We start from the raw sequence: 22,324 nt of genomic DNA on the forward strand, positions 1-22,324 counted from the left end.
TAGCGAAAAACATGGCAAATAACAACGCATATCCCAGCGAACACCACGAAGGACCAGAAGGCACTAAATGGATCTGGAAAGTATTTTGGATTCTTCTAATTGTTACTTCTGTAGAAGTGGCATTAGGTATCATTAAACCCGAAGTATTAATGGGTCATGTTTTAGGGACGTCTGTCCTAAACATCATCTTCATCGTACTTACGCTGGCCAAAGCCTACTACATCGTTTCTGAGTTTATGCACTTAGGACACGAGCGTAAAAATTTTATTTGGACAATTACCCTGCCCATCATTATTCTCATTCCTTATTTAACCTTCATTCTACTTACTGAGGGAGGTTATATGAATGCAATGTCTCAGATGTAATGGTCTTAAAATCTTCATTCTCGAAGGCAGTACTAATCCTGGTATTAGTGCTGCCTTCGGTGCTTTATTTCATCTTTGTTTACAGCGCTGAGGGGAACTTCTTCCAAACTCTGGACTATGTTGGTCCTCCGACCATAATTGAGCGTTTTGAGGATGGTGTAGCGACTAATGATACCCTTCATTATAGCATACCTCCCTATCAGTTTACCAATCAGAATAATGTGCCTTACGGCTCAAGAGATCTGCGGGGTAAAATTTACGTAGCCAATTTCTTCTTTAGTACTTGTCCTACGATTTGCCCGGCTATGAATTACAATCTTAAGCAGGTTCAAGATCGTTTTCTGGGATACGAGGATATCAATTTTGTCTCTTTTACTGTAGACCCTGAACATGATACAGTAGAGGTGCTGAAAGAGTATGAGGGCAGAATTGGAGCAGAGGAAGGGCGCTGGTTCTTCTTAACCGGAGAAAAGGAAGCGCTGTATAAAACGGCAAATGACTTTTTCTTGAGCGCCCAGGTAGATCCTGAAGCTGCCGGAGGCTTTTTACATTCTGAAAATTTAGTTTTAGTAGATTGGGAAGGTCGAATTCGCAGTCGCAGAGATGAACAAGGCAATTTGAAAGCGGTTTATTCTGGAACTTCAGCGGATGAGATCAGTCAGTTGAAAGATGATATAAAAGTGCTGATTGCCGAATACGAGAAGCATAAATCAGTATCCGAGCATCGCGCTTCTAAAGAAAGAGATTAATGGGCGAGATCAGAGAATTGAAAACAGCCAATCCTAAAGCCGATCGGGTGGCCATTCCGATCATTATTGTACTGTCTATCCTGGTGCCAGTAGCGGTGGCCTTACTTATCTTATTTCCAGAAACCCTTAAACTGGAGATGGGGATTGATCGCGGTACATTGCCTGCCTTTCACGCAATTTTAAATGGCACTACTGCTATTTTGCTTTTGCTGGGTTTATACTTCATTACACAAAAGAAAATCGCGGCTCATCGCTTTGTAATGATGTCGGCTTTTGGCCTCTCTGCTGTTTTTCTGGTTTCTTATGTTATCAGTAAACTAAATGCCGACCCCATCCCTTACGGTGGAGAAGGTTATATGCGTAGCCTATATTTCTTTATTCTCATTTCCCATATTTTACTAAGCGTTCCGGTGCTGCCCTTGGCCATGCTAGCCATATATCGAGGCTTTACCCAGGAGTATGGCCGTCATCGCAAATTGGTGCGTTACACATTTCCTATCTGGTTATATGTGGCAGTCACTGGGGTCTTGGTATATTTGTTCATGCAACCCTATTATTAGTATGCAACTGCAAAAGATATTCTTCCTACTGGTATTCGCGGTGTTTTTTAGCCTTTCGGCTGATGCGCAATGTGCCATGTGTCAGGCGGTAGCAGAAACCAGTACCAAAACCGGAAGTACCGTGGCTACAGGCCTTAATGGTGGGATTTTGTACCTGATGGTATTCCCGTATTTAATCCTTTCGGTGATTGGTTATGCTATGTATCGCCATAAAAAATCACAAAGGGCCCAGCTAGGTCCAGAGGAATAAGGCGAAAAACTATCTTTGTAGGGCTACTTGAACGGGTAAAGTCCCTGTTATGTCAAAGATCACTGCCAGTCTGCTTTTTACTTTTCTCGCCCTTATTAATCTGCAGGGCCAGAATCCCTTACCTGAGGTTTGGTCACTCACCGAATGCGTCGAATACGCACTTCAGCAAAATATTACGGTAGAACAAGCGCGCTTGCGGGCCGAAGTGGCGCGCAATAATTTGAATACCGCTCGAATGGATTACCTTCCTGATCTACGGTTGGGAAACAATCTCTTCTGGAACTTTGGTCTGAATATCGATCCGGTTACTAACCAAATTTCGCGTCAAAGTCGGCAAACCGTTAACTTCCAATTATCCTCTAATTGGACCCTTTATAATGGTGGTGCGAAGTACAATACCATCGCTCAGCGTAATCACGATTTAAAAGCCGCCCAATATGATTATGAAGCGGCACGCAATGATATTTCTTTATTGGTTGCTTCCAGCTATCTTCAGATCTTATTGAATAAGGAAATTGAGGCAGTAGCGCGTGAGCAAGTGCGCATCACCAACCTTCAAGTTAATCGTACCCAAAAATTGGTCAATGCCGGAACTCTTCCTGAAGGGGAGCTCTTGCAATTGGAAGCGCAGCAAGCGCGCGATGAGCAAAATTTGATCAGCACCCAAAACGCAGTAACGATTAGCCAATTGCAATTGGCAAACATCCTGCAATTATCCAATCCAGATGCTTTTGAAATAGGGAGTCCCGATTTAGGTTTACCCGATGCCAGTATTCTCGATCGCCCGGCGGCTAATGTTTTTGAAATAGCGGTTGACAAACAGCCATCTATTCGCGCTGCAGAAATGCGAGTGCTTTCTGGAGAAGAAGGGGTTGATTTAGCTTATAGCGGTTTTCTACCCAGCCTCTCCTTGATAGGTCAGGTGGCTACTAATTATTCGGATCAAATTCCAAATGTTACGGGAACTAATGATATGGTTATTCCCTTTGGCTATGTAGGTAATACTGGCGACTTGGTATACATACAGCAATCCGTTCCGATAACTGATGGTGTGAAGCCCTTTAATGATCAGGTATCAGACAACTTGAATCAATTGGTGGGCTTTAGCTTGCAGGTGCCCATTTTCAGTCGGAGAGCCGTGGCAAATAATCTGCAAAATGCCAAGATTAATGCCGATATCAATCGTTTAAACCTAGATCAGGTTAAGAACGATTTGAAGCAAACTATCTATCAGGCGCATAATGATGCAAAGGCGGCTAAGCTTCAATTCGAAGCCGCTGCCAAATCAGTTCAAGCTAGCCAAAAAGCATTTGAATACGCCCGCCAGCGCTTTGAAGTGGGAGCTTTAAATCAAGTTGATTTTGAAACGGCCAAGAATAATTTGGCCTCAGCCCAATCGCAATTTTCTCAGGCCAAATTCGATTATATATTCCGGGTAAAGGTTTTAGAGTTCTACCTCACCAATCAAGTTAATTTATAAGCCATGAGCAGACCCTTAAAGACAATCATCATCATTGCCGTTGTACTTATCGTCTTTTTAGTGGTCGCTAAATCGGCCGGCTGGATAGGTGAGGAGGAAAGCACTAAGGTGGAGCTTTCTAAAGTAGAGCGTAAAACGATTACCGAAACCGTTATTGCTTCGGGCAAGATTCAACCGGAAGTGGAGGTGAAGATTTCAGCTGAAGTTTCAGGGGAGATTATTGAATTGCCCTTTCAAGAAGGCGCTCAAGTCAAAAAGGGCGACCTGCTGGTAAAGATTAATCCCGACTTATTTATAGCCGCTGTAAATCGTGCCCGTGCTTCTATAAACACGGCAAAAGCATCATTGGCCAGTTCTAAAGCACAGTTTATTGAGGCCGAAAAGAACTTCAATCGGAATAAAAGCCTTCATAAAGATGGCGTAATTAGTGATGCCGATTTCGATGCTATTAAGCGGGCCTATGAGGTGTCTCAATTAGGGGTAGAAAGTGCCCAGTATCAATTACAAAGTGCCGAGGCTACTTTACAAGAGGCCAAAGACAATTTAGCACGAACTACCATTTATGCTCCCATGGATGGTACTATCAGTATGCTGAACTCCGAAGTGGGGGAGCGAGTTGTGGGTACCATTCAAATGACCGGTACTGAGATTCTCCGGGTAGCGAACTTGGAATTAATGGAGGTTTTGGTAGAGGTGAATGAGAATGATATCATCCAGGTGAACTACGGTGATACCGCCTTAATTGAAGTAGATGCCTATCTCGATAAAGAGTTCAAAGGGGTAGTAACGGAGATTGCCAACTCGGCCAAATTAGCAGGGACTACCATTGATCAGGTGACTAATTTTGAGGTGAAAGTGCGGATCTTAAAAGATTCCTATGCCGAATTATTACAGGAGGGCGGGATTAGTCCATTTCGTCCGGGGATGACCGCTTCTTTAGAGATTTTAACTGATCGCCAGAATGGAGTGCTTTCTGTTCCGATTCAGGCAGTGACTACTCGCGCGGATACTTCAGATATGCCGGCTTATGCTCGTAAGAAATTAGATGATGCCGATGAGGAAGGTGATGAGCTCTTCGAGATTGTTTTCGTGAAAAAGGAAGGAAAAGCGGAACTTCGTGTTGTTAAAACCGGCATCCAGAATGATGAGGATATTGTGATTCTATCTGGATTGGAAGAAGGTGAAGAAATTGTAACTGGCCCTTATTCTGCTATCTCTCGCACTCTAAAACCTGGAACTGTTATCAGCGAAGAAAAATCCGAATCGAAAAAAGAGGAATAGGCAATTGATACTGGCACTCGAAACCTCCACTAAAAACTGTTCGGTAGCATTATTTAAAGATCAAGAGCTGCTTCAATTAATCGAAGCTCAATCCGATCAATATATTCATTCCGAAAAACTTCATCTCTTTATAGCAGAGGCCTTGAAAAAGGCAGAGATTAAGGCGGATCAACTGGAAGCCATTGCCGTGGGTTCCGGACCAGGTTCTTATACCGGTCTGCGCATTGGGGTTGCTTCCGCGAAAGCCTTAGCCTATAGTTTGTCGATTCCTTTAATCAGTGCCAAGGGAACTGAGCTATTAGTGGCAGCAGCTTTGGAATCTCAAGAATTTCCTGATGATGCCATTTTACACCCTATGATCGATGCCCGTAGGATGGAAGTGTATACTGCCGCCTATAATCTGGCTACAAATCAATGGACTGAAGTAGAGGCGAAGATCCTCGAAGAAGGAGCCTATTCCGATGCTGGTCAACATTATTTTTTTGGCGATGGCGCCCCCAAAGCGCAGGAAATGTTGGAGTCGGAGCGGCACCATTTTTTGAATATTCCCTTTCCATCGGCAAGCAACTTTAGGCAATTGGCAAGTCAAAAATTGGAGGCAAAAGCCTTTGAGGATGTTGCCTATTTCGAGCCCTTCTACCTGAAGGAGTTTGCGGCGCAAAAGCCCAAAAGCGTATTTTAGGTCCCACAAATGTTGAGCGATCTTAACTATAATCTTTACGCTCTGGTACTGATAACTTCCGGAGCATTTGCTTTCCTTCTGGCAGCATGGATCATGCGAAAGCGCCGGCAGGTTTTCAATTGGTTTAGTATTATGTTGATCGCTGCAGCCTGGTGGGCCGTAGCCTATGGTTTTGAGCTTTCTTCCACCAGTATGGAGAATATGCTCTTTTGGATTAAATTCGAATACCTGGGCATAGCTTGCCTTCCCTCCCTTTGGTTGATTTTTTGCTACAGCTTTATAGGTCGTGATAATCGCCTGAATAATCTTACCTTCTTTAGCCTCTTTGCCTATTCAGCCGTAACCTATTTAATGATGCTAACTAATGAAGGGCATCATTTATTCTACGAATCTACCTCGGTAGATTACAGTGGCCCCTTTCCTTTATTAAGCATTGATCCTGGCCCCTGGTATCATCTACATACGATTGTTTTTTACAGTTTGGTCGTAGCAGGATATTGGGCTTTAATCGCCCATTTGCGTCATACTAAACCGGTATTTCGAAAGCAGAATCGCCTCTTGATATTAAGTACCCTGGTGCCACTCTCGGTAAATTTTGGATACATATTCCTTGATCTAAGGCCTTATGGTCATTTAGATTTAACCCCATTCGCCTTTTTGTTGACCTCCTTTATCATTGCGGTAGGTTTGATGCGATTCGGATTATTCGATGTAACCCCAATGGCACGTACTCGGGTAATTCAAGAACTATCAGATGGTGTGGCTGTGGTGGATTCCCATGGTCGATTGATTGACTTTAACGGGGCCTTTGAAGAAATAATGAAGCCCCGAGAAGATCTTTTTGGCAAGCGCCTCACCGAATGTTTTCCCGCTAAAGATATGGATCAGGCCTTTCCCGATTTAGGGGAAGAGAATCTACAAGGGCATATCTTACATCTTAATGATGGTCGCATTTATGAGGTTAGCTCTACCATACTCTATGAGAAAACCGGATTGTTTAATGGTTCGGCAGTCTTAATAAAGGATGTAACTCAGCGCATTGAAAGTCAGCATAAGCTGGAGGATAAAACTAAGCAGTTAACCGAGCTTAATGCGCTTAAAGATCGTTTGTTCGGCATCATTGCCCATGATCTGCGCGGTCCCCTAATTAATTTACAGGAAACACTCAATCTGGTAAACTCGGATGTGATTAGCACGGAGGAGCGAGATGAGATTTTAAAAATCTTAGGGGAGAACGTAGAGCAAAGCGTGAGCTTGATGAAGAACCTCCTCGATTGGGCCCAAAGTCAACAGAAGGGAGAGCGCTTGGAATTAAGTTTGTTCCATGTAGAAAGTTTGGTGCGCGAAGCGGTTGAGCCACTCCAATCCTTATTAAAACGCAAGCAACAAGTCTTGGAATTGGATGTGTCTTCCCAATTGGAAGTGTATGCCGATCGAGAACGGATTAAAATCGTACTCCGTAATCTGGTGAACAATTCCATCAAATTTACTCCGGTACAAGGCAAGATTCGGGTATGGACAGAACAGGTACAGGATGATGTTTGGTTCTTTGTGCGTGATAATGGAGTCGGGATGAGCGAAAGTCAGTTGGAAAAGCTGAATAAAGAAATGGAGCTCGAGAGCACTTATGGAACTCAAAATGAAAAAGGTTCAGGCCTGGGCTTGATGCTCTGCCGCGATTTCCTGCGTCAGCATGGAAGCAAGTGGGAAGTTGAGAGTGAAATGGGCTTTGGTAGCACTTTTAGTTTTTCCCTTTCCGCCTTACCTAAGGATAGTCACCCTGCAGACAGCGATCTTTATAAGTACCAATAATCGGTACCCTTCTGTAAATTCCGCGAGATCAGAAAGTCCTCTAAATCCTTCTTTTCAGCAGGATTGGGATAGACCCCAATTAAGAGCTTCAGGCCCTGATGGGATTCAATTTTTCGATAGTCCTCAATGGGATGACCTTGGATGCCATCTAGAAATTTATCGGGCTCTAAATCCATCCAGCGAAAGCGAATTCCCATATCGCGCAATAATGCTGCGGTTAAGCGCGCCTTCCGGCCGGAGCCCCAAAGAATAAGTTCTTCAAAGGCCTCCCATTCGATAAAGCGTTGCAGTTTTAAACGAAAGAATGCCTTTTGCTGATAATGCTCCGAATTGCGTGAAGTTCTATGCGGATGTTCGCGCCACATCAAGGTAGTGGTCGTTAGGCAATGCACTTCAAAACCTTGCTGATAGCAACGAAAACACCAATCGTAGTCTTCTGGGTACTGCAGCCCTTCGAATCCACCAATGGCTAAAAATCCCGAACGACGCATGAGCCAATTCGGGGAGGCAATTACGCATTCCCTATAGATCTCTTCCCAGCTTTCGCCATTGAGGTTGGTTTCATTCAACCAGTTTTGGTAGCGACTATAACCTTTTGAAATGGGTCGGTCGGAGAAGTATTGAACTAATCCCGTCACTATGCATTTGTCCTTTTCACCGCGCAAAACTTTGGTCATCAATTCCAATCGATCAGAAGGTAAAATATCATCCGCATCAAAGCGACCAATAAAAGTTCCACGCGCTTTCTTAGACGCTAATTGCAATGCAGGTAAAATCCCTTGACCAGGATTGAGAAAGAGTTTTATGCGGGGATCTTTTTCGGCGAAAGCCTCTATAACTTTCCGACTTTGATCATTAGAATGGTCATCCACAGCGATAAGCTCCCAATCTTCCAAACTTTGCTGCTGAAGCGAGGCCAGGGCTTCGGCAATAAAGTCTTCGGCCGTATAAAAGGGCATAAGGAGAGAGACTTCGGGCATAGGGTGAAGTTAGGGAAAAGACCAAGAATCAGTAATCGATTCCCCGACATTTAAAACAGTAGTGCTCCTATAAAAACATAATTCCGAACTTATGCTCATGAATCGAATACTTCAGCTCTTCTTAGCCCTCGGACTCTTATTGAGTTTAAGTACCTGCCGTTCTTCTGCCACCCTTTTTGCCAGAGGTAAGGTGGAGAAGCCCAAGAATTCCGTTTCTCCCATTGCCTTGCCAGTAGTCGTGAAGCAGAACTTGCTTTACCTTGAGGTGGAAATAGAAGGGGAAGTGTATAATTTCCTTTTCGATTCTGGTGCCCCGATGGTAATCTCCCATGAGCTGGCAGAGAAGTACAATACCAAGGTTTTAAGGAGAGCAACTATTCGAGATTCCCAAGGGAAGCAACAAAGACAAGATTATGTGCGCATGCCTGATTTCAAATTGGGGGATCGCACCTTTAGCGATTTAGTAGCCATTTCTGCCGACTTAAAAGCTTCTCCTCTTTTAAACTGCTTAAAGCTGGATGGGATTATAGGGGCCAATGCCATGCAATTTCAATACTGGGACTTTTCTCCTGAGGATAGCCTCTTACGCATGAGCGATACTAAGGAGCATTGGCCGCAAGGCAAGAAGTATGTATTGCCCTTTTCCATAAAAAGCAGTCGTACGCCTTTAGTAGCATTAAATATTAATGGCAGTCAGATTAAAGGAATCACCTTCGATACTGGCTCGAATGGCACCTTATCCTTACCTAAATCTTTGAGTTCATCATTTAAACCTGAGGCGGCTAAATTTAAATCCTATGGTTTTTTAAGTGGCGGATTATTCGGCAGTGCCCTGGATACGGCTTATGAATTTGAAATGAAATTTGAGTTTCCGGACACCATTATTCCGGTCTTAGTGGAGCAGGAGCAAACCAAGCAAGGCAAGCTTTTAGGGATGAGCTTCCTACGCCAGTTCCACGTGTTTATGGATTATCAAGAAGGGGAGATATTACTGATGCCTCGGAAGGCGAAACCGGAACAAGGCACTTATCCCTTAACCCCCTATTACCAAGATGAAAAAGTGATTATTGGAAGTTTGAATAGCCTACTACCTCCTCAATACCAGTCATTGGCTCTTGGGGATACCATTATTGCAGTAGAGGATTTTCAGCTGCCGGAGAAGGTTAGTATCGACGATTTTTGCCGGGTGGTCCAAAGCTTCCAAAATGAAGAGGAAGCTTTGTACATCGAGATTAAGGGGAAAGGCCGTATTCGCGTGGCCAGGACAGCCAAGTAATTAATGAAAATCTGACTTAAAGGAATCTAGCTCCGTATAAGGTAATTGGCAAGCGCCTTTTTGGCAAGGGAAGATTCGATTAGAATCTTCGGTCCATCTATCTTTAAAAGCAGGGATTTCCGTTGCCTTTTCCGATCGAAATAGGAAATGCAAGGGATGGTAGTCTTTCTCCAAATCCTTTTGCCAGGCAGCGGTATCGGAACCAATAAGAGCCAGCTCATAAAAATTGGGATCCTGATAAAGCGCTAAGCGTGACCAGTTGGCATAGGATTCACCATATTCCAAAAATTGGCTTTTAAGATGCCCTAAATTTTGCTGAGCTTGTTCGGTCCAAAGGCTTTTGGCAAAGACTAAGCCCAGTTTAAATAAATTATGGGCCATGGTTGAATTGGCGGAAGGCATCACATTATCCTGGGTTTCCATGCCCGGACTAATTAATTTTTCTCCGCTCATAGGTCGGGTGTAAAATAAGCCACTGCTGCGGTCTTCAAAATCCTGGCTTACTTTTTCTGTCCAGGCTTTCGCCTGATGAAGATATTCCTCCTTAGCGCTGATTTGCCATAATTGAATAAAGGCTTCAATGCTAAAGGCATAATCTTCCAGCAGACCCTCAATATGAGCTTCACCATCCTGCCAGGCATGGAATAGCTGATGGGCATCACCGCTTTGATGCTCTAAAATCCATTGGGCCGTTTCCTCCGCTATTTTAAGATATTGATCCTGGCCTGTTGCTCGATAAGTTTCGCAAGCAGCGCTAATCATCAAAGCATTCCAGCTACAAAGAGCCTTATTGTCCAGGCCAGGTTTAATGCGCTGCTCTCTTTCTTTAAGTAGGATGTTTTGCCAGGTCTTAACCTTGACTTTTAAATCAGCTATTTCAATTCCAAAGCGATGGGCCAGGGCTTCCGCTGATTCTCTTCGCAGAAGGATGTATTGACCATTTTCCCAATATCCATTTTCGTTAATGGAATAATAGGCGGCAAATAAGGCCCAGTCTGTTGCCGGAATAAGCTTTTGTAATTCGTCGGCCGTCCAGATATAGTATTTTCCTTCTTCACCCTCGCTATCGGCATCCAAGGCAGAATACCAGGCTCCAGACTCGTCTCTCATCTCGCGAAGTAGAAAATCCCAGCTTTGCTCCAGCACCTCCAAATAAAGTTCTTTTTTAAAATGGCGATAAGCTTTGCTGTAAAGCGCGATTAACTGCGCATTGTCGTAGAGCATCTTTTCAAAATGAGGAACCTTCCAAAGGGCATCTACCGAATAGCGGGCAAAACCACCACCGATTTGATCATAGATTCCGCCCATGGCCATTTTATCCAAACTAAATTCCACCTGATTAAGGGCAGCTTCATTTTGACGGCTTATTCCGTAATCGAGTAAATAGGACCAATTAACCGGCATGGGGAATTTCGGCGCTCTTTTGGTGCCCCCTTCTTCGAGGTCAAAGCTGCGTTGCCAAATCTTAAATTGACTATCCAGATCTTCAGGAGCAATTTCAAAAGGTCGACGTTCCAGGCTTAGGAGCATACTTTGTTGAATACCCTGGGTAAGCTGATCACCGTAATTGATAACCTGTTGTCGGTCTTCACGGTACATTTCGGCGAGCTGGCTTAATACTTTCAACCATTGATCTTTGGGGACGTAAGTACCGCCCCAAATAGGTTTCCCATCGGGCAAGCATACCATGTTTAAAGGCCAGCCTCCTTGCCCTTTCATTAGTTGAAGGGCACGCATATAAATTTCGTCAATGTCGGGTCTTTCCTCCCGATCTACTTTTATGGAAATGAAATCTTGATTCATCACCAGCGCAGCATCTTCCTGCTCAAAAACTTCTCGCTCCATCACGTGGCACCAATGGCAGGCACTGTATCCAATGCTTAAAATAATAAGTCGGTCGGTTTCAATGGTCTTCTCAATAAGCTCTGCCGACCATTCTTGCCAATGTACAGGATTGCTGGCATGCTGTTTCAGATAAGGGCTTTTGGCAGATTTAAGGACATTTTGATCCAGAAACATCACGATGAAATTTGAGACCAAGGTAAGCTCAAATGCTTGGATAGTATTTATTGCCTAAGCTTTTGCTCTCTTAACTTGGAGATAACATTAGAATTCAAAATTTGCAAACAATCTAAGATGCACGGCATATCCTTATGGACATATACTTAATTCTTGTCATTGCCCTTCTCATTCTGGCCATTGGAGATCTGGTAGTAGGGGTTAGTAACGATGCTGTGAACTTCTTGACTTCTGCAATTGGCTCTCGTGTAGCCACGCAAAGAACGATATTAATCATAGCCGCAGCGGGGGTTTTTGCCGGAGCCGCATTTTCGAGTGGTATGATGGAGGTGGCCCGAAAGGGAATCTTCAATCCTAGTTTTTTCAGTTTTGCGGATGTGATGATCATCTTCATGGCGGTGATGATTACCGATATCATCTTATTGGATGCCTTCAATAGCTTTGGTATGCCCACCAGTACCACGGTTTCCATAGTTTTCGAATTATTGGGGGCCAGTGTAATGGTAGGTTGGTTGATGTTGCGTCGTGGTGAGCATCAAGAACTGGAATTACTGGACTTGATCAATACCAGCAAGGCAGGCCAGATTATAGCCGGGATATTTATATCTATAGGGGTCGCCTTTAGCGTAGGGGCCTTATCACAATGGGTTTCCCGCCTGTGGTTTACCTTCAATATTCGTCGGGGTGTAAAAAAATACGGGGCTCTCTTTGCCGGAATCTGTATGACCATAATCATATACTTCTTGGTAATCAAAGGAATTAAAGGAGCTCAGTTCGGTGGAGATATCAGCGCCTTTTTCATGAAGAATGCATTGGTAATTGTGGCGGGCTCTTTCCTCTTCAGCACGATTGTATTATTTGCCTTGCAACGTCTGTTCGATGTGAACCCACTTAAAATTGTAGTATTGGCCGGAACCTTTGCTTTGGCAATGGCTTTTGCGGGTAACGATTTGGTGAATTTTATTGGGGTGCCTATTACCGGCTATCAATCCTACAATATGTGGCAAGACTCTGGTTTAGCGGCGGAGGCTTTTAGTATGAGCTCATTAGCCGAAGCGGTGCAAACTCCAAAAGAATTACTTTTTATCGCCGGCTTAATTATGGTGGTTACCCTCTGGTTTTCAGCGAAAGCAAGAAAGGTTACCGATACCTCCGTGAAATTAGGATCACAGGGTGCCGTAGATGAGCGTTTTAAGCCCAATATGATTTCCAGCGGAATTATTTCGGTGGCCACTGGTTTTTCCAATTTCTTTACTGCTGTGGTTCCCAATCGTGCCTTAGAAAGAATTGACGCACGCTTTAAGTTTGAAGAAGTTACTGAGAAGGATCGTCCTGCCTTTGACTTGCTAAGGGCTGCCGTAAACTTGGTTATTGCCAGTATCTTAATTGCATTCGCATCCAGCTTAAAGCTGCCTCTTTCTACTACCTATGTTTCCTTTATGGTGGCTATGGGAGCAAGTTTGGCGGATCGGGCCTGGGGTGCAGGCAGCGCTCCTTATCGAGTGGCTGGAGTAGTGAATGTAATTGGAGGTTGGTTCCTTACCGCTATTGTGGCTTTTGTTGCTTCGGCACTGATTGCCCTCTTAATCAATATGGGCGGAAATTGGGTGGCCGTGGGATTGTTTCTAGTGGCGTTAGCCGCCTTATTGCACAGTAACCGTCGTAAGAAATAAAAAAAACCGCCAAGCCCTTTCGGACCGGCGGTTTCAGTAGACTTTTGTATTTCTATTATTCGCTTTTCAGCGCAGCAAAATGCTTAAAGAAATGAGGGATGGTTTCGATTCCCTTGTAGTAGTTGAATAAGCCATAGTGCTCATTAGGCGAGTGAATAGCGTCGCTATCCAAACCAAAGCCCATCAGGATACTTTTAAGGCCTAATTCCTTTTCAAATAAGGCCACAATAGGAATACTGCCACCACTGCGCACGGGCACAGGAGTTTTTCCAAAACTATCTTCCATGGCTTTGCTTGCAGCTCTATAGCCCGGATCGTCGGTTGGCGAAACATAAGGCAATCCACCGTGATGAGGGGTCACTTCCACCTTCACAGACTTAGGGGCAATCGCTTCAAAATGCTTTTGGAAAAGCTCAGTGATTTTCCCGGGTTCTTGATGAGGTACCAGACGCATGGAAATTTTGGCTTTAGCCCAAGATGGAATTACCGTTTTGGCACCTTCACCCTGATAGCCTCCCCAAATACCATTAACATCTAAGGTTGGGCGGATAGAAGCACGTTCCATGGTGCTGTAACCTAATTCGCCATCAACATCGCTAAGATCAAGGGCCTTTTTGTAATTATCCAAATTGAAGGGGGCCTTAGCCATTGCTTCTCTTTCGGCATCACTAAGTTCCTGAACATCTTCGTAGAAACCCGGAATGGTGATATGCTTATTGTCATCCTGCAGGCTGGCAATCATATTGGTCAAAACGTTGATGGGGTTGGCCACCGCACCACCGTAAAGTCCGGAGTGTAAATCGCGATTGGGTCCGGTAACTTTTACCTCCACATAGCTTAAACCACGCAGGCCGGTAGTAATGCTAGGACTGTCGTTAGCGATCATTCCGGTATCCGAAATCAGGATCACATCAGCGGCTAATTTCTCTTGATTGCGACTTACGAACCAACCTAAATTTTCGGAACCTACTTCTTCTTCCCCTTCAATCATGAACTTTACATTGCAAGCTAAGGTTCCAGTCTGGTTCATTACTTCCAGAGCTTTTACATGCATAAACATTTGGCCCTTATCATCACAGGCACCGCGGGCAAAAATGGCTCCATCGGGGTGAATTTCGGTTTTGCGAATTACTGGCTCAAAAGGCTCGGTAGTCCATAAATCCAGAGGATCGGGTGGTTGTACATCGTAGTGGCCATATACCAATACCGTGGGTAAAGAAGGGTCTACAATTTTATCAGCATAAACGATGGGATAGCCGGGGGTCTCACAAATTTCAACGTTCTCGGCACCTGCTTTACGAAGGCTTTCCGCCACCGCATCAGCAGTTTTTAAAACATCATTTTTATAGGCACTATCGGCCGAAATACTGGGAATGCGCAGTAATTCAAAAAGCTCTTCTACAAAGCGCTCTTTATTCTGCTCAAGGTATTCTTTTTGAGAGGACATTAAATAAGGATTTGTGTAAAGGTAAGGCTCATTTGAGAATTAGCTAAAAGCCCCTTAATAAGCTTTGGGCTTTTATTTTTTTGATGATGAATTTGGCCTGCGATTTAATTTCGATCTTCACAATTCTTCAAAGCAAAAGAGCTTAAAATGGTATGAGAGTTTTCTTAATCGACTTTTCTTCAGAGCAGAAATGGGCAAGGCAGATTGATCAAATAGCCGGATTGGAATTTCATTGTGAAAATCAGGATGGTGCACAGGCCTATAGGGATGTGGCTCTGCTTGAGCCCGATTTAGTTCTAGTTAATATGGCGGCCAAAGCCAGTCACGGAAAGCAAAGTGCCCAAGCTATTTTAAAGCGGAAGAAGACTGCTCAAATTCCTTTTTATTTTTTAGACTGCCCGGTTGATTATGTCGAAACTTGCGGGGCTTTAGGTCAATTGTTAAGCTCCGAGGAGCTACCCAGAGATTTGGAGGGATTTAGATCCTTAGTCCAATAAGTACAAAGGCCTTTCGTTTGATTCTTGCCATGCGTACTTTGCTTATTCTCCTTCTTTTATTACCAGGTCTAAGAGCCCAAAATTGGCAGTCTCTGGCGGATTATCCGGGTATTGCGGTGGATGATGCTTCGGCATTTAGCATTGGCGATTCCGCTTATTTTGGTGCAGGCTTAACATCCTGGTGGGCTCCACGCGCCAATTTCTTTGGTTTGGATTTACAGAATTATCAATGGTTCCCAATTGCTGCTTTGCCTGCAGGAAAAGAGCGACATTATGCCGCTGCTTTTAGTACCAAGAGTCATGGATATTTGTTTGGCGGTTACAATGGTCAGAACTTCTTAAATGACCTTTGGCGCTACGATCCTCAATTAGATCAATGGACAGAATTAAGTCCCATGCCCGATTCAGGAAGATCGGGGATGGCTTGTTTTCGACTTGGTGATACAGCCTATTTTGTGGGGGGTAAGAATGATTCGAATTATGCTTTAGCAGAAGTATGGGCTTATGCTATAAGTTCAGACACCTGGCATCAATTGCAGGATTTTCCATTTGGCGCTCGCTGGGCGGCCTCAGCCACGGCATTTAATGGAAGTGGCTATTTGTTGTTTGGTCGTAATGAGCAGGATGAATTTCAAAAAGGCTTTTACTCTTATCATCCACAAAGGGATCAATGGACCCATTTATCCAACTTTATGGGATCGGGTCGTTCGCATGCCTCTTTGCAGAGGATAGGGGCTGAGTTATATGCAGGTTTTGGCATCGATAGTGCGGGAAATTATTATTCCGATTTGCAGATATACGATAGCCTCAGTCAAAGCTGGCAGAACCTTAATGCTATTCCAGGTGCAGCTCGCAAGGGCGGCATGGCAATTAGCACGGAAGGTAAATTTATTTACTGCACCGGGATTATTTCAGGAGGGCAATGGTCTAAAGAAACCTGGCTTTTTGAGGCTCAGTTGGGACTAGCGGAAAATAAGTCTAAAGGAAATCGAAAGCTTCTTCAAATAGTAGATCTTTTGGGAAGACCTATTTCGGAGGAAGCGAAGGGTATTCAAATTTGGCTTTACTCTGATGGTAGTAGTGAAAAGCATTGGTGCCCCTAAGATTTTTTGAAATCCTAAGCGAAGGCTTATCTTCCCTTTATCAAATAAACGCGATTGTACCGAAAGCTTCTGATACTGTTGATATTGGCGGTTGCCTGTAAACCCAAGCAAACTGAATCTTGCGCTTTGCAGCCCGCTTTGTATCAGTTATCCGATTTTCCAATTGGCTGTGCCGTCGATCTAAATAAGCTGGATTATAATCCGACCTATGCTCAGTTATTAGGGCAGCAGTTTAACCAGCTTAGCCCTGAAAACATAATGAAGCCTGAGCACATTCATCCCCAGCCTAATTATTACCATTGGTCTGAGGTGGATAGCCTGCTTAGCTATTGCCAAAAGGAGCATAAAAGCCTGCATGGTCATACCTTAATTTGGCATCAACAACTTCCACCTTGGATGGAAGAATTTGAAGGTACCACAGCCGAATGGGAAGCAATGTTTAAGGATCATATTCAAAGTATTTGTAGGCATTTCAAAGGAAAGGTTCGGGCTTGGGATGTGGTAAATGAGGCTTTTAATGAAGATGGAACCTTGCGCAATTCTATTTGGAAGCAGCATTTAGGGGCCGCTTATATTGAAAAGGCTTTTCGCTATGCCCATGAGGCGGATCCGGATGCGCTCTTGTTCTACAATGATTTTAACCTGGCTATAAATCCCAAGAAAAGAGCAGCTGTTTTAAGCTTGCTGAAGAATTTGAAGCAGCGCGGCCTTGCCCTTGATGGCATAGGATTGCAAATGCATATTTCAATAGCCTTTCCTGAGAATAGAGTGATTGAATCAGCCTTTCAAGATTTTTCGAAAGCTGGTTTTTTGGTGCATATATCTGAACTGGATATTTCGGTAAACCCTTATGGGGGCGACTTTCAAGCTGGCGCTGAAATCTGGGAACGCCAGGCGCAAAAGCTAGCTGCGGTAATTAGCTTGTATAAGCAGATAGAAAACTCCCAACGCTATGGAATCACGTTTTGGGGATTAAGTGATGCGGATAGTTGGATTCCCAGCGCCTTTAATCGAAAGGATTATCCATTACTCTTTGATGGGAATTATCAAGCGAAAGCTGCCTATTGTAAAATGAAAGAAAGTTTATGAAGCTGCGAACTTTAATCTTAGTCCTTTTTATGATGCTAATGGTTCAAAAGGCTTGGGCTCAAGTTTCGGTGGGCTATTATCCTTTTCAATCTACTTTGAGTATCGCTACCGATACGGAGAAACTTATCTGGGCTGATATTCGAATTGAATCCAATAGTTTTTACGGCAATCTAAATTCAGAATTGGATTTGATGTGGAATTGGAAGCGGAGTGATTGGGTGAATTATTACAGCGGACTAGGTTGGAATTTTGCTCCCTTTGCCGGAGCTTCAGATTTGGAATTTACGAATGGCTATGTATTAGCCTCCGGAGTACGCATTAAACCCTGGGCAGCTCATCGAAACTTTCAAGTCCTCTTTGAAGTGGGACCCTATGTAAATCGTCAATTTGACGGAGGAATATTTCGCACCAGTTTAGGCCTGGCTTATAATTGGTGAATAATCGGAAAAATTACTTTTCCCTTAATCTTTCCGCTAGCTCTATTGCTTACATTTCAAAGACTGTAGTAACCTAAATATATCCAATATGACCACCGTAAATGTATACCTCACTTTTAATGGCAATTGCGAAGAGGCCTTTAATTTTTACCGTTCCATTTTTGGAGGTGAATTCGCTATGTTTTCCCGTTTCAATGAGATGCCCTCTGATGAAGGAAATCAAATGCCGGAGGAAGAAGGAAACCGAATTATGCACGTGGGTTTGCCTATCAGTAAGGAAACCATGCTAATGGGGAGTGATACCGGTGGAGAATGGGCGGCAAATTTTCAGACAGGGAATAATTTCTCTATTTCTGTAAGTACTGATAGTCGTGCTAAGGCCGACCAGTATTTCAATGATTTGGCAGTAGGAGGTCAGGTAATTATGCCCATGAATGATACCTTTTGGGGGGATTATTTTGGGATGTGTGTAGATCAATTCGGAATTAACTGGATGGTCGGTTTTAATGCGGAGATTGCTAGATAATTAGGAGAAGGGTTTTAAGGGGCTGTTTTTCATTGATTTAAAATTGGTTAACTTCAGGCATCTGTATTTACCTCTGACTGGGTATTGCCCTTCAGCCTTTATTTATGCCCCTATGAAAAAAATTATTCTCTCTGCTTATATAGTGATGGCTGCTTGCATTAGTGGACAGGCCCAATGTATGCTGGATTTAGGTCCGGACCTTTATGCCTGTGGCACGTTTCAAGGTAATGACACGCTGGACTTGGGTAGTCAAATTAACCTTCAGAATACAGTGGGCTCCCTTACTTATACCTGGGAGGCACATTATTTTCAACAATTGGGCTCTACCACCATTGAGCTTTGGGCTTCTGATGTTTTAGATGATACTACATCTGCCAATCCCAAATACACGGCTGCCCTCGACTCCATGCAGTTTTTTCTGACCATCAGTGATTCACTTGGAAATACTTGCCGAGATTCCGTTCAAGTTTATTTGTCCTCCTTTGTAAGCACTTTGGGGACCATCCATGCCAGCATTCAGGAAGGGGACTCGATTTTCCTGAATTTTGGATCGAATATTAGCGGAGGAACCGGGCCTCTCAGCTACCTGTGGCGGCCAAATCATGGTTTGGTAGACTCTACCTTGGCGAATGGCTTTTGGACTAAACCCAGTCATAGCATTGCCTACTATGCTACGGTTTGGGATACAGTTGGCTGTAGTGCCGTGGGGGCACCCTATTATTACATTACGGTGAACCCATTGAGCGAGAAGGAATTAAGATTGGCAGATCACTTTAAGATATATCCTAATCCAAGTTCCGGTGTTTTGTTTATCGAGAGCAACTTGGAAGATGTTAGGAGTTTTAAATTGATTAGTGCCGCTGGTAGGACTGTCCTATCCTTAGATCATTTACCCATGCAACTTGACTTAGGAGCTTATACGAATGGTTTGTACTGGTTACAAGTGAACACAGCCAGAGAAATCTTTAGTGAGAGACTTGTATTGCAGAACTGATAGGCCGGGTTTTTGGTAAGGTGTTTTATTGAGTATCTAGTTTCGGACTGAATTTTTCGGATTAAAAAATGTCTGGTAAATTTTTAATGCCTTTCACTCTAATTAAAATTTCAGAGTATTTTTTTAATACCCGATCTCCTTATTTAAGTTTTTGGCCAATTTCTTAAATAAAGAAATCTTGAACCTTGATCAATTTTGTCTGACACCCTAGATTAAAGAAATTGCATCTCTTCAATCTACCCCAACCATATCAAGCTTACAATACCCCCAATAATCAGCAGTCTGTATAGATGGTTGAGGTAATGGAAGTGCTCCTTCTTTTCGGCGAAAGCCAGAAGACCCGCACTAAAAAACAGACCGGCCAGGCCCAAAGCAAGGTAGTAGCCAATACCATTTAAGCCCACCTTATAGAATATGGCTCCGGCGGGAATTAATCCTGCCAGGGTGAATACGGCTACCAGCCATTTGGTTTTGCGCAATCCCAAAGTTACGGGCAGGGTGGGGTAGCCAAGTATTATATCGCCTTTTAGGGCTTCCAGGTCTTTGATAATCTCACGAATGAAAATGACCAGGAGCACAAAACTCACATAGGTGAGAATCACTAAATCTTCAAGATGGAAATAGAGGAAGATGGCAAAGAAGGGAGTGATGCTCAATAGGGCGGCCATCATATTGCCAATGAAGGTGATCTTCTTCAGTTTATGGGAATAGAACCAGAGTGCAAAATTAAAGGCCGCGAAAAAGAGAAATACATTAAAACTCACCAATGATCCCAGTAAGCTACCGCTGATGGCAAAGAGGAAATACAGGCGCAGAGTGGTACTCTGCTTGAGGATTTTCTCATAAAGGGTTTTGTCGGGCCTATTGATGAGATCCTTCTCGAGGTCGTAAAAGTTATTGATGATATAACCTCCGGCCACTGAAAAGAGGGAGGCAAATACAATGGCATGGACCTTAAAATCCAGAACTAAAGCCAACCAATTATGGGGATCGTTCAGAACAAAGATGACCGCTAAATACTGGGCGAGGGCTAAAAAGAAAATATTATACCACCGCACCAGGGAAAGCAGTGCGGAGAGCTTAAAGATTAGGATCTTGTCTCTCCGGCGCAGCGCCATTTACAGACGGTATATCAATTCGGTTTCGTAGCCTTTAAGCAAAGTTTTGGCCTGGTCGTAATCAGGCGTAAAGCCTAATACAAAACCACCGCCTCCGCTGCCACAAAGCTTAAGGTAATAGGCATTGGTTTCGATCCCTTGTTGCCATAATTCCTTCATACTGTGAGGAATCATCGGGCTGAAGTTTTCAAAAACCAAATGGCTCAATTTCTTGAGATTATTGAAAAGAGGCTTGGTGTCTCCTTTCAGGAAAGCAGCAATACAAGCATCATTGTACTTGGTAAACTGCTCTTTCATTACTTTTCTGAAACCCTCATTTTTCATCTTATCCATAAAGATGTTTACCATGGGTTGGGTTTCACCAGGCTGACCACTATTCAATAAGAAAATGGCTCCTTTGCCTTCTTGTCTTTCAGGGATATGCACCGTGCCTAATTCGTCTTTCGACTGAATTAATACGGGTAATTTGAGGTAGCAAATAAGAGGATCGAGTCCGCTGCTTCTTCCGTGGAAGTAGGACTCCATCTGACCTAGAATCTGCTTAAGCTGCTGAATGTTTTCTTTGCTGATATCCGCTTCCGGATCGATGCGGTTTAAGGCATAACGATCGTAAATCGCGGCACATAATGCCCCACTACTTCCTACTCCATATCCTTCCGGGATACTGCTGTCGAAATAGTAATTGGCTTCTAAATCTTTGCGGAAAGCTTCTAAATCGAAATGGGCTAAACTATCGCCACTGGCTTCCAATTCCTCCAGGTAATTGAAGAACTTCCATAAGCTCTGATTTGAGCGCTCGGCGGTCTCCGACAATTCAGCTTCTTGCTTAAAGGCACCTTGATAATAGTTATAAGGAACCGATAAACCCTGCGAATCGTTTATAATGCCATACTCTCCGAAGAGAAGGATTTTGGCGTAGTAAAGCGGGTTATTCTTCATTATGTCAGCTTCGTTGGACCAGGTCCAACCTGATCGCAAATATACTCTCCGTTTTTTAAATAGCCTTTTATAGTGCTGTTAACGAAATCCAAAGCTTCTTGTTCGATGCTGGCAGGATAAAGTAAATGCACATTGGCACCGGCATCTAAAGTGAAGTAGAGCGGCTTAAGAGTTTCGCGGCGGAAATTCCAAATCTCTTCAATGATCTGAAGGGTATTGGGCTTCATCAATAAAAAATAAGGACGAGAGCTCATCATCATGGCGTGGAGGGTGAGGGCTTCACTTTCTACCAATTCACCAAATGCCTCCAAATCACCCTTAGCTAATATACTTTGTAGGCTGGCCATATTGCGATGGGCCTGTGCAAAGCGTTCCTGTGCAAATGGATGTCCATTCATTAAGCCATGTCCGGCAGTGCTACTCACCGCTTTCTGCCCTTTTTCCACCAATAAAATAGTGTCCTTAAAGTCCTGGAAAACGGGGTCTACTTTCCCGGCATAGGGGATGGCATATTCATCACTACTTTCGGCAATGCCTTCTGTTTTGCCCCATAAGCCCAGTCCACCAAACAAAGAGCGACTGGCCGAGCCAGATCCCAAACGGGCCCATTCGCTGGCCTTGCGGTAGAATTCGCTTTCGCTGAGTTTTTGTCCTTCCGGGGAGAGGGATAATAAACAAAGGGCTAAGGCCGACATTCCACTGGCGGAACTGGCAATGCCACTACTATGTGGAAAGCTGTTATAGGTGTGGATGCTGAATTTATGTCCTTTCAAGAAGTCGAGCTCACTTTCAATTCGCTTTAAGAATTGCTCAATCTTAGGTTTGAAATTATCCGCTTTGCGGTAATCTAAATAGACCTCAAAATCGAAGTCTGCCTCACTGATTTCCTCCTGAATTTCCAGCTTGGTTTCGGTATAGCTTTCTTTGAGTGTAAAGCTAAGGCTGGGGTTCGCAGGTAATTGGGGCTCATATTTTCCCCAGTACTTCACCAGGGCAATATTCGAGGGGCTACGCCAACTGCTGGACTTCGAATTCATGGACTTCAAT

Annotated in this window: 22 protein-coding genes; 16 read left to right on the forward strand and 6 right to left on the reverse strand. The window is 43.8% G+C overall.

All coding sequences use genetic code 11. The features are described from left to right. Positions 1-11: 11 nt before the first annotated feature. Genes H4K34_RS10815 through H4K34_RS10850 form a run of 8 tightly spaced genes read left to right on the forward strand, consistent with a single transcriptional unit; the run spans position 12 to position 7,179 of the window. Positions 12-365, forward strand: coding sequence for a cytochrome C oxidase subunit IV family protein (locus tag H4K34_RS10815; RefSeq protein WP_210757437.1), 354 nt, complete (start codon positions 12-14; stop codon positions 363-365). Continuing rightward, a complete protein-coding gene (locus H4K34_RS10820) occupies positions 365-1,114 on the forward strand; it encodes an SCO family protein (protein WP_210757438.1) in 750 nt (249 codons plus the stop codon). Before H4K34_RS10815 ends, H4K34_RS10820 begins: the two co-directional genes overlap by 1 nt. After that, positions 1,114-1,674, forward strand: a complete 561-nt coding sequence (locus H4K34_RS10825) for a DUF420 domain-containing protein (RefSeq protein WP_210757439.1) — start codon at positions 1,114-1,116, stop codon at positions 1,672-1,674. Before H4K34_RS10820 ends, H4K34_RS10825 begins: the two co-directional genes overlap by 1 nt. Position 1,675: 1 nt before the next feature. Beyond that, a complete protein-coding gene (locus tag H4K34_RS10830; protein WP_246452098.1) occupies positions 1,676-1,924 on the forward strand; it encodes a hypothetical protein in 249 nt (82 codons plus the stop codon). A gap of 49 nt (positions 1,925-1,973) precedes the next feature. After that, on the forward strand, positions 1,974-3,404 hold the full coding sequence (locus H4K34_RS10835) for a TolC family protein (protein WP_210757440.1): 1,431 nt from the start codon (positions 1,974-1,976) through the stop codon (positions 3,402-3,404). Between the two features lie 3 nt (positions 3,405-3,407). Further along, entirely contained in the window at positions 3,408-4,685 is a 1,278-nt protein-coding gene (locus tag H4K34_RS10840; protein WP_210757441.1) for an efflux RND transporter periplasmic adaptor subunit, read from the forward strand. Positions 4,686-4,689: 4 nt separating this feature from the next. After that, positions 4,690-5,367 (forward strand): tRNA (adenosine(37)-N6)-threonylcarbamoyltransferase complex dimerization subunit type 1 TsaB, encoded by a 678-nt coding sequence (tsaB, locus tag H4K34_RS10845; protein ID WP_210757442.1) that lies wholly within the window; start codon positions 4,690-4,692, stop codon positions 5,365-5,367. A gap of 9 nt (positions 5,368-5,376) precedes the next feature. Continuing rightward, positions 5,377-7,179: a sensor histidine kinase gene (locus tag H4K34_RS10850; RefSeq protein ID WP_210757443.1), complete on the forward strand. Its 1,803-nt coding sequence runs from the start codon at positions 5,377-5,379 to the stop codon at positions 7,177-7,179. Here H4K34_RS10850 and H4K34_RS10855 read toward each other — a convergent pair. Then, positions 7,164-8,159 carry a glycosyltransferase family 2 protein gene (locus H4K34_RS10855; protein ID WP_210757444.1) on the reverse strand — a complete coding sequence of 332 codons (996 nt, stop codon included), beginning with the start codon at positions 8,157-8,159 and terminating at the stop codon, positions 7,164-7,166. The two genes, H4K34_RS10850 and H4K34_RS10855, sit on opposite strands and share 16 nt — an antisense overlap. A 97-nt stretch (positions 8,160-8,256) precedes the next feature. Here H4K34_RS10855 and H4K34_RS10860 point away from each other — a divergent pair, with 97 nt between their 5' ends. Next, positions 8,257-9,435 (forward strand): retropepsin-like aspartic protease, encoded by a 1,179-nt coding sequence (locus H4K34_RS10860; protein ID WP_210757445.1) that lies wholly within the window; start codon positions 8,257-8,259, stop codon positions 9,433-9,435. On the opposite strand, the gene H4K34_RS10865 is transcribed toward H4K34_RS10860, so the two are convergent. Then, the gene (locus H4K34_RS10865) at positions 9,436-11,454 is read right to left on the reverse strand and encodes a thioredoxin domain-containing protein (RefSeq protein WP_210757446.1); all 2,019 of its coding nucleotides are present in this window, start codon (positions 11,452-11,454) and stop codon (positions 9,436-9,438) included. A 134-nt stretch (positions 11,455-11,588) separates the two neighbouring features. On the opposite strand from H4K34_RS10865, the gene H4K34_RS10870 reads away from it, so the two are divergent. Further along, positions 11,589-13,127 (forward strand): inorganic phosphate transporter, encoded by a 1,539-nt coding sequence (locus tag H4K34_RS10870; RefSeq protein ID WP_210757447.1) that lies wholly within the window; start codon positions 11,589-11,591, stop codon positions 13,125-13,127. Positions 13,128-13,182: 55 nt separating this feature from the next. On the opposite strand, the gene H4K34_RS10875 is transcribed toward H4K34_RS10870, so the two are convergent. Beyond that, positions 13,183-14,574: a dipeptidase gene (locus tag H4K34_RS10875; protein ID WP_210757448.1), complete on the reverse strand. Its 1,392-nt coding sequence runs from the start codon at positions 14,572-14,574 to the stop codon at positions 13,183-13,185. Positions 14,575-14,726: 152 nt separating this feature from the next. Between H4K34_RS10875 and H4K34_RS10880 the strand changes: the two genes are divergently transcribed. From H4K34_RS10880 to H4K34_RS10905, 6 genes are all read left to right on the forward strand, one after another. Continuing rightward, the gene (locus H4K34_RS10880; RefSeq protein WP_210757449.1) at positions 14,727-15,071 is read left to right on the forward strand and encodes a hypothetical protein; all 345 of its coding nucleotides are present in this window, start codon (positions 14,727-14,729) and stop codon (positions 15,069-15,071) included. A 29-nt stretch (positions 15,072-15,100) separates the two neighbouring features. Beyond that, positions 15,101-16,174 carry a Kelch repeat-containing protein gene (locus H4K34_RS10885; RefSeq protein ID WP_210757450.1) on the forward strand — a complete coding sequence of 358 codons (1,074 nt, stop codon included), beginning with the start codon at positions 15,101-15,103 and terminating at the stop codon, positions 16,172-16,174. 54 nt (positions 16,175-16,228) lie between these two features. Next, positions 16,229-17,263 (forward strand): endo-1,4-beta-xylanase, encoded by a 1,035-nt coding sequence (locus tag H4K34_RS10890; RefSeq protein ID WP_210757451.1) that lies wholly within the window; start codon positions 16,229-16,231, stop codon positions 17,261-17,263. Further along, positions 17,260-17,700, forward strand: coding sequence for a hypothetical protein (locus H4K34_RS10895; protein WP_210757452.1), 441 nt, complete (start codon positions 17,260-17,262; stop codon positions 17,698-17,700). Before H4K34_RS10890 ends, H4K34_RS10895 begins: the two co-directional genes overlap by 4 nt. Positions 17,701-17,788: 88 nt before the next feature. Then, positions 17,789-18,226, forward strand: coding sequence for a VOC family protein (locus tag H4K34_RS10900; protein ID WP_210757453.1), 438 nt, complete (start codon positions 17,789-17,791; stop codon positions 18,224-18,226). A 112-nt stretch (positions 18,227-18,338) separates the two neighbouring features. Continuing rightward, entirely contained in the window at positions 18,339-19,220 is an 882-nt protein-coding gene (locus tag H4K34_RS10905; RefSeq protein WP_210757454.1) for a T9SS type A sorting domain-containing protein, read from the forward strand. 236 nt (positions 19,221-19,456) lie between these two features. On the opposite strand, the gene H4K34_RS10910 is transcribed toward H4K34_RS10905, so the two are convergent. From H4K34_RS10910 to H4K34_RS10920, 3 genes are read right to left on the reverse strand one after another with little or no spacing between them, the layout of a single operon-like run. Further along, the gene (locus tag H4K34_RS10910) at positions 19,457-20,338 is read right to left on the reverse strand and encodes a geranylgeranylglycerol-phosphate geranylgeranyltransferase (protein WP_210757455.1); all 882 of its coding nucleotides are present in this window, start codon (positions 20,336-20,338) and stop codon (positions 19,457-19,459) included. After that, entirely contained in the window at positions 20,339-21,277 is a 939-nt protein-coding gene (locus H4K34_RS10915) for a mevalonate kinase family protein (protein WP_210757456.1), read from the reverse strand. Continuing rightward, the gene (locus tag H4K34_RS10920; protein ID WP_210757457.1) at positions 21,277-22,314 is read right to left on the reverse strand and encodes a diphosphomevalonate/mevalonate 3,5-bisphosphate decarboxylase family protein; all 1,038 of its coding nucleotides are present in this window, start codon (positions 22,312-22,314) and stop codon (positions 21,277-21,279) included. The genes H4K34_RS10915 and H4K34_RS10920 overlap by 1 nt, the downstream gene beginning before the upstream one ends. Positions 22,315-22,324 lie beyond the last annotated feature (10 nt).

Origin of the sequence: Croceimicrobium hydrocarbonivorans (assembly GCF_014524565.1) — a bacterium.
GTDB classification, from domain to species: Bacteria; Bacteroidota; Bacteroidia; order Flavobacteriales; family Schleiferiaceae; genus Croceimicrobium; species Croceimicrobium hydrocarbonivorans.

Excerpts from the sequence above, each read along its gene's own strand:
- H4K34_RS10815 (WP_210757437.1), top strand. The coding sequence starts at position 12 with ATGGCAAATAACAACGCATATCCCAGCGAACACCACGAAGGACCAGAA.
- H4K34_RS10820 (WP_210757438.1), top strand. The coding sequence starts at position 365 with ATGGTCTTAAAATCTTCATTCTCGAAGGCAGTACTAATCCTGGTATTA.
- H4K34_RS10825 (WP_210757439.1), top strand. The coding sequence starts at position 1,114 with ATGGGCGAGATCAGAGAATTGAAAACAGCCAATCCTAAAGCCGATCGG.
- H4K34_RS10830 (WP_246452098.1), top strand. The coding sequence starts at position 1,676 with ATGCAACTGCAAAAGATATTCTTCCTACTGGTATTCGCGGTGTTTTTT.
- H4K34_RS10835 (WP_210757440.1), top strand. The coding sequence starts at position 1,974 with ATGTCAAAGATCACTGCCAGTCTGCTTTTTACTTTTCTCGCCCTTATT.
- H4K34_RS10840 (WP_210757441.1), top strand. The coding sequence starts at position 3,408 with ATGAGCAGACCCTTAAAGACAATCATCATCATTGCCGTTGTACTTATC.
- H4K34_RS10850 (WP_210757443.1), top strand. The coding sequence starts at position 5,377 with ATGTTGAGCGATCTTAACTATAATCTTTACGCTCTGGTACTGATAACT.
- H4K34_RS10855 (WP_210757444.1), bottom strand. The coding sequence starts at position 8,159 with ATGCCCGAAGTCTCTCTCCTTATGCCCTTTTATACGGCCGAAGACTTT.
- H4K34_RS10860 (WP_210757445.1), top strand. The coding sequence starts at position 8,257 with ATGAATCGAATACTTCAGCTCTTCTTAGCCCTCGGACTCTTATTGAGT.
- H4K34_RS10865 (WP_210757446.1), bottom strand. The coding sequence starts at position 11,454 with ATGTTTCTGGATCAAAATGTCCTTAAATCTGCCAAAAGCCCTTATCTG.
- H4K34_RS10870 (WP_210757447.1), top strand. The coding sequence starts at position 11,589 with ATGGACATATACTTAATTCTTGTCATTGCCCTTCTCATTCTGGCCATT.
- H4K34_RS10875 (WP_210757448.1), bottom strand. The coding sequence starts at position 14,574 with ATGTCCTCTCAAAAAGAATACCTTGAGCAGAATAAAGAGCGCTTTGTA.
- H4K34_RS10880 (WP_210757449.1), top strand. The coding sequence starts at position 14,727 with ATGAGAGTTTTCTTAATCGACTTTTCTTCAGAGCAGAAATGGGCAAGG.
- H4K34_RS10885 (WP_210757450.1), top strand. The coding sequence starts at position 15,101 with ATGCGTACTTTGCTTATTCTCCTTCTTTTATTACCAGGTCTAAGAGCC.
- H4K34_RS10895 (WP_210757452.1), top strand. The coding sequence starts at position 17,260 with ATGAAGCTGCGAACTTTAATCTTAGTCCTTTTTATGATGCTAATGGTT.
- H4K34_RS10900 (WP_210757453.1), top strand. The coding sequence starts at position 17,789 with ATGACCACCGTAAATGTATACCTCACTTTTAATGGCAATTGCGAAGAG.
- H4K34_RS10905 (WP_210757454.1), top strand. The coding sequence starts at position 18,339 with ATGAAAAAAATTATTCTCTCTGCTTATATAGTGATGGCTGCTTGCATT.
- H4K34_RS10910 (WP_210757455.1), bottom strand. The coding sequence starts at position 20,338 with ATGGCGCTGCGCCGGAGAGACAAGATCCTAATCTTTAAGCTCTCCGCA.
- H4K34_RS10915 (WP_210757456.1), bottom strand. The coding sequence starts at position 21,277 with ATGAAGAATAACCCGCTTTACTACGCCAAAATCCTTCTCTTCGGAGAG.
- H4K34_RS10920 (WP_210757457.1), bottom strand. The coding sequence starts at position 22,314 with ATGAATTCGAAGTCCAGCAGTTGGCGTAGCCCCTCGAATATTGCCCTG.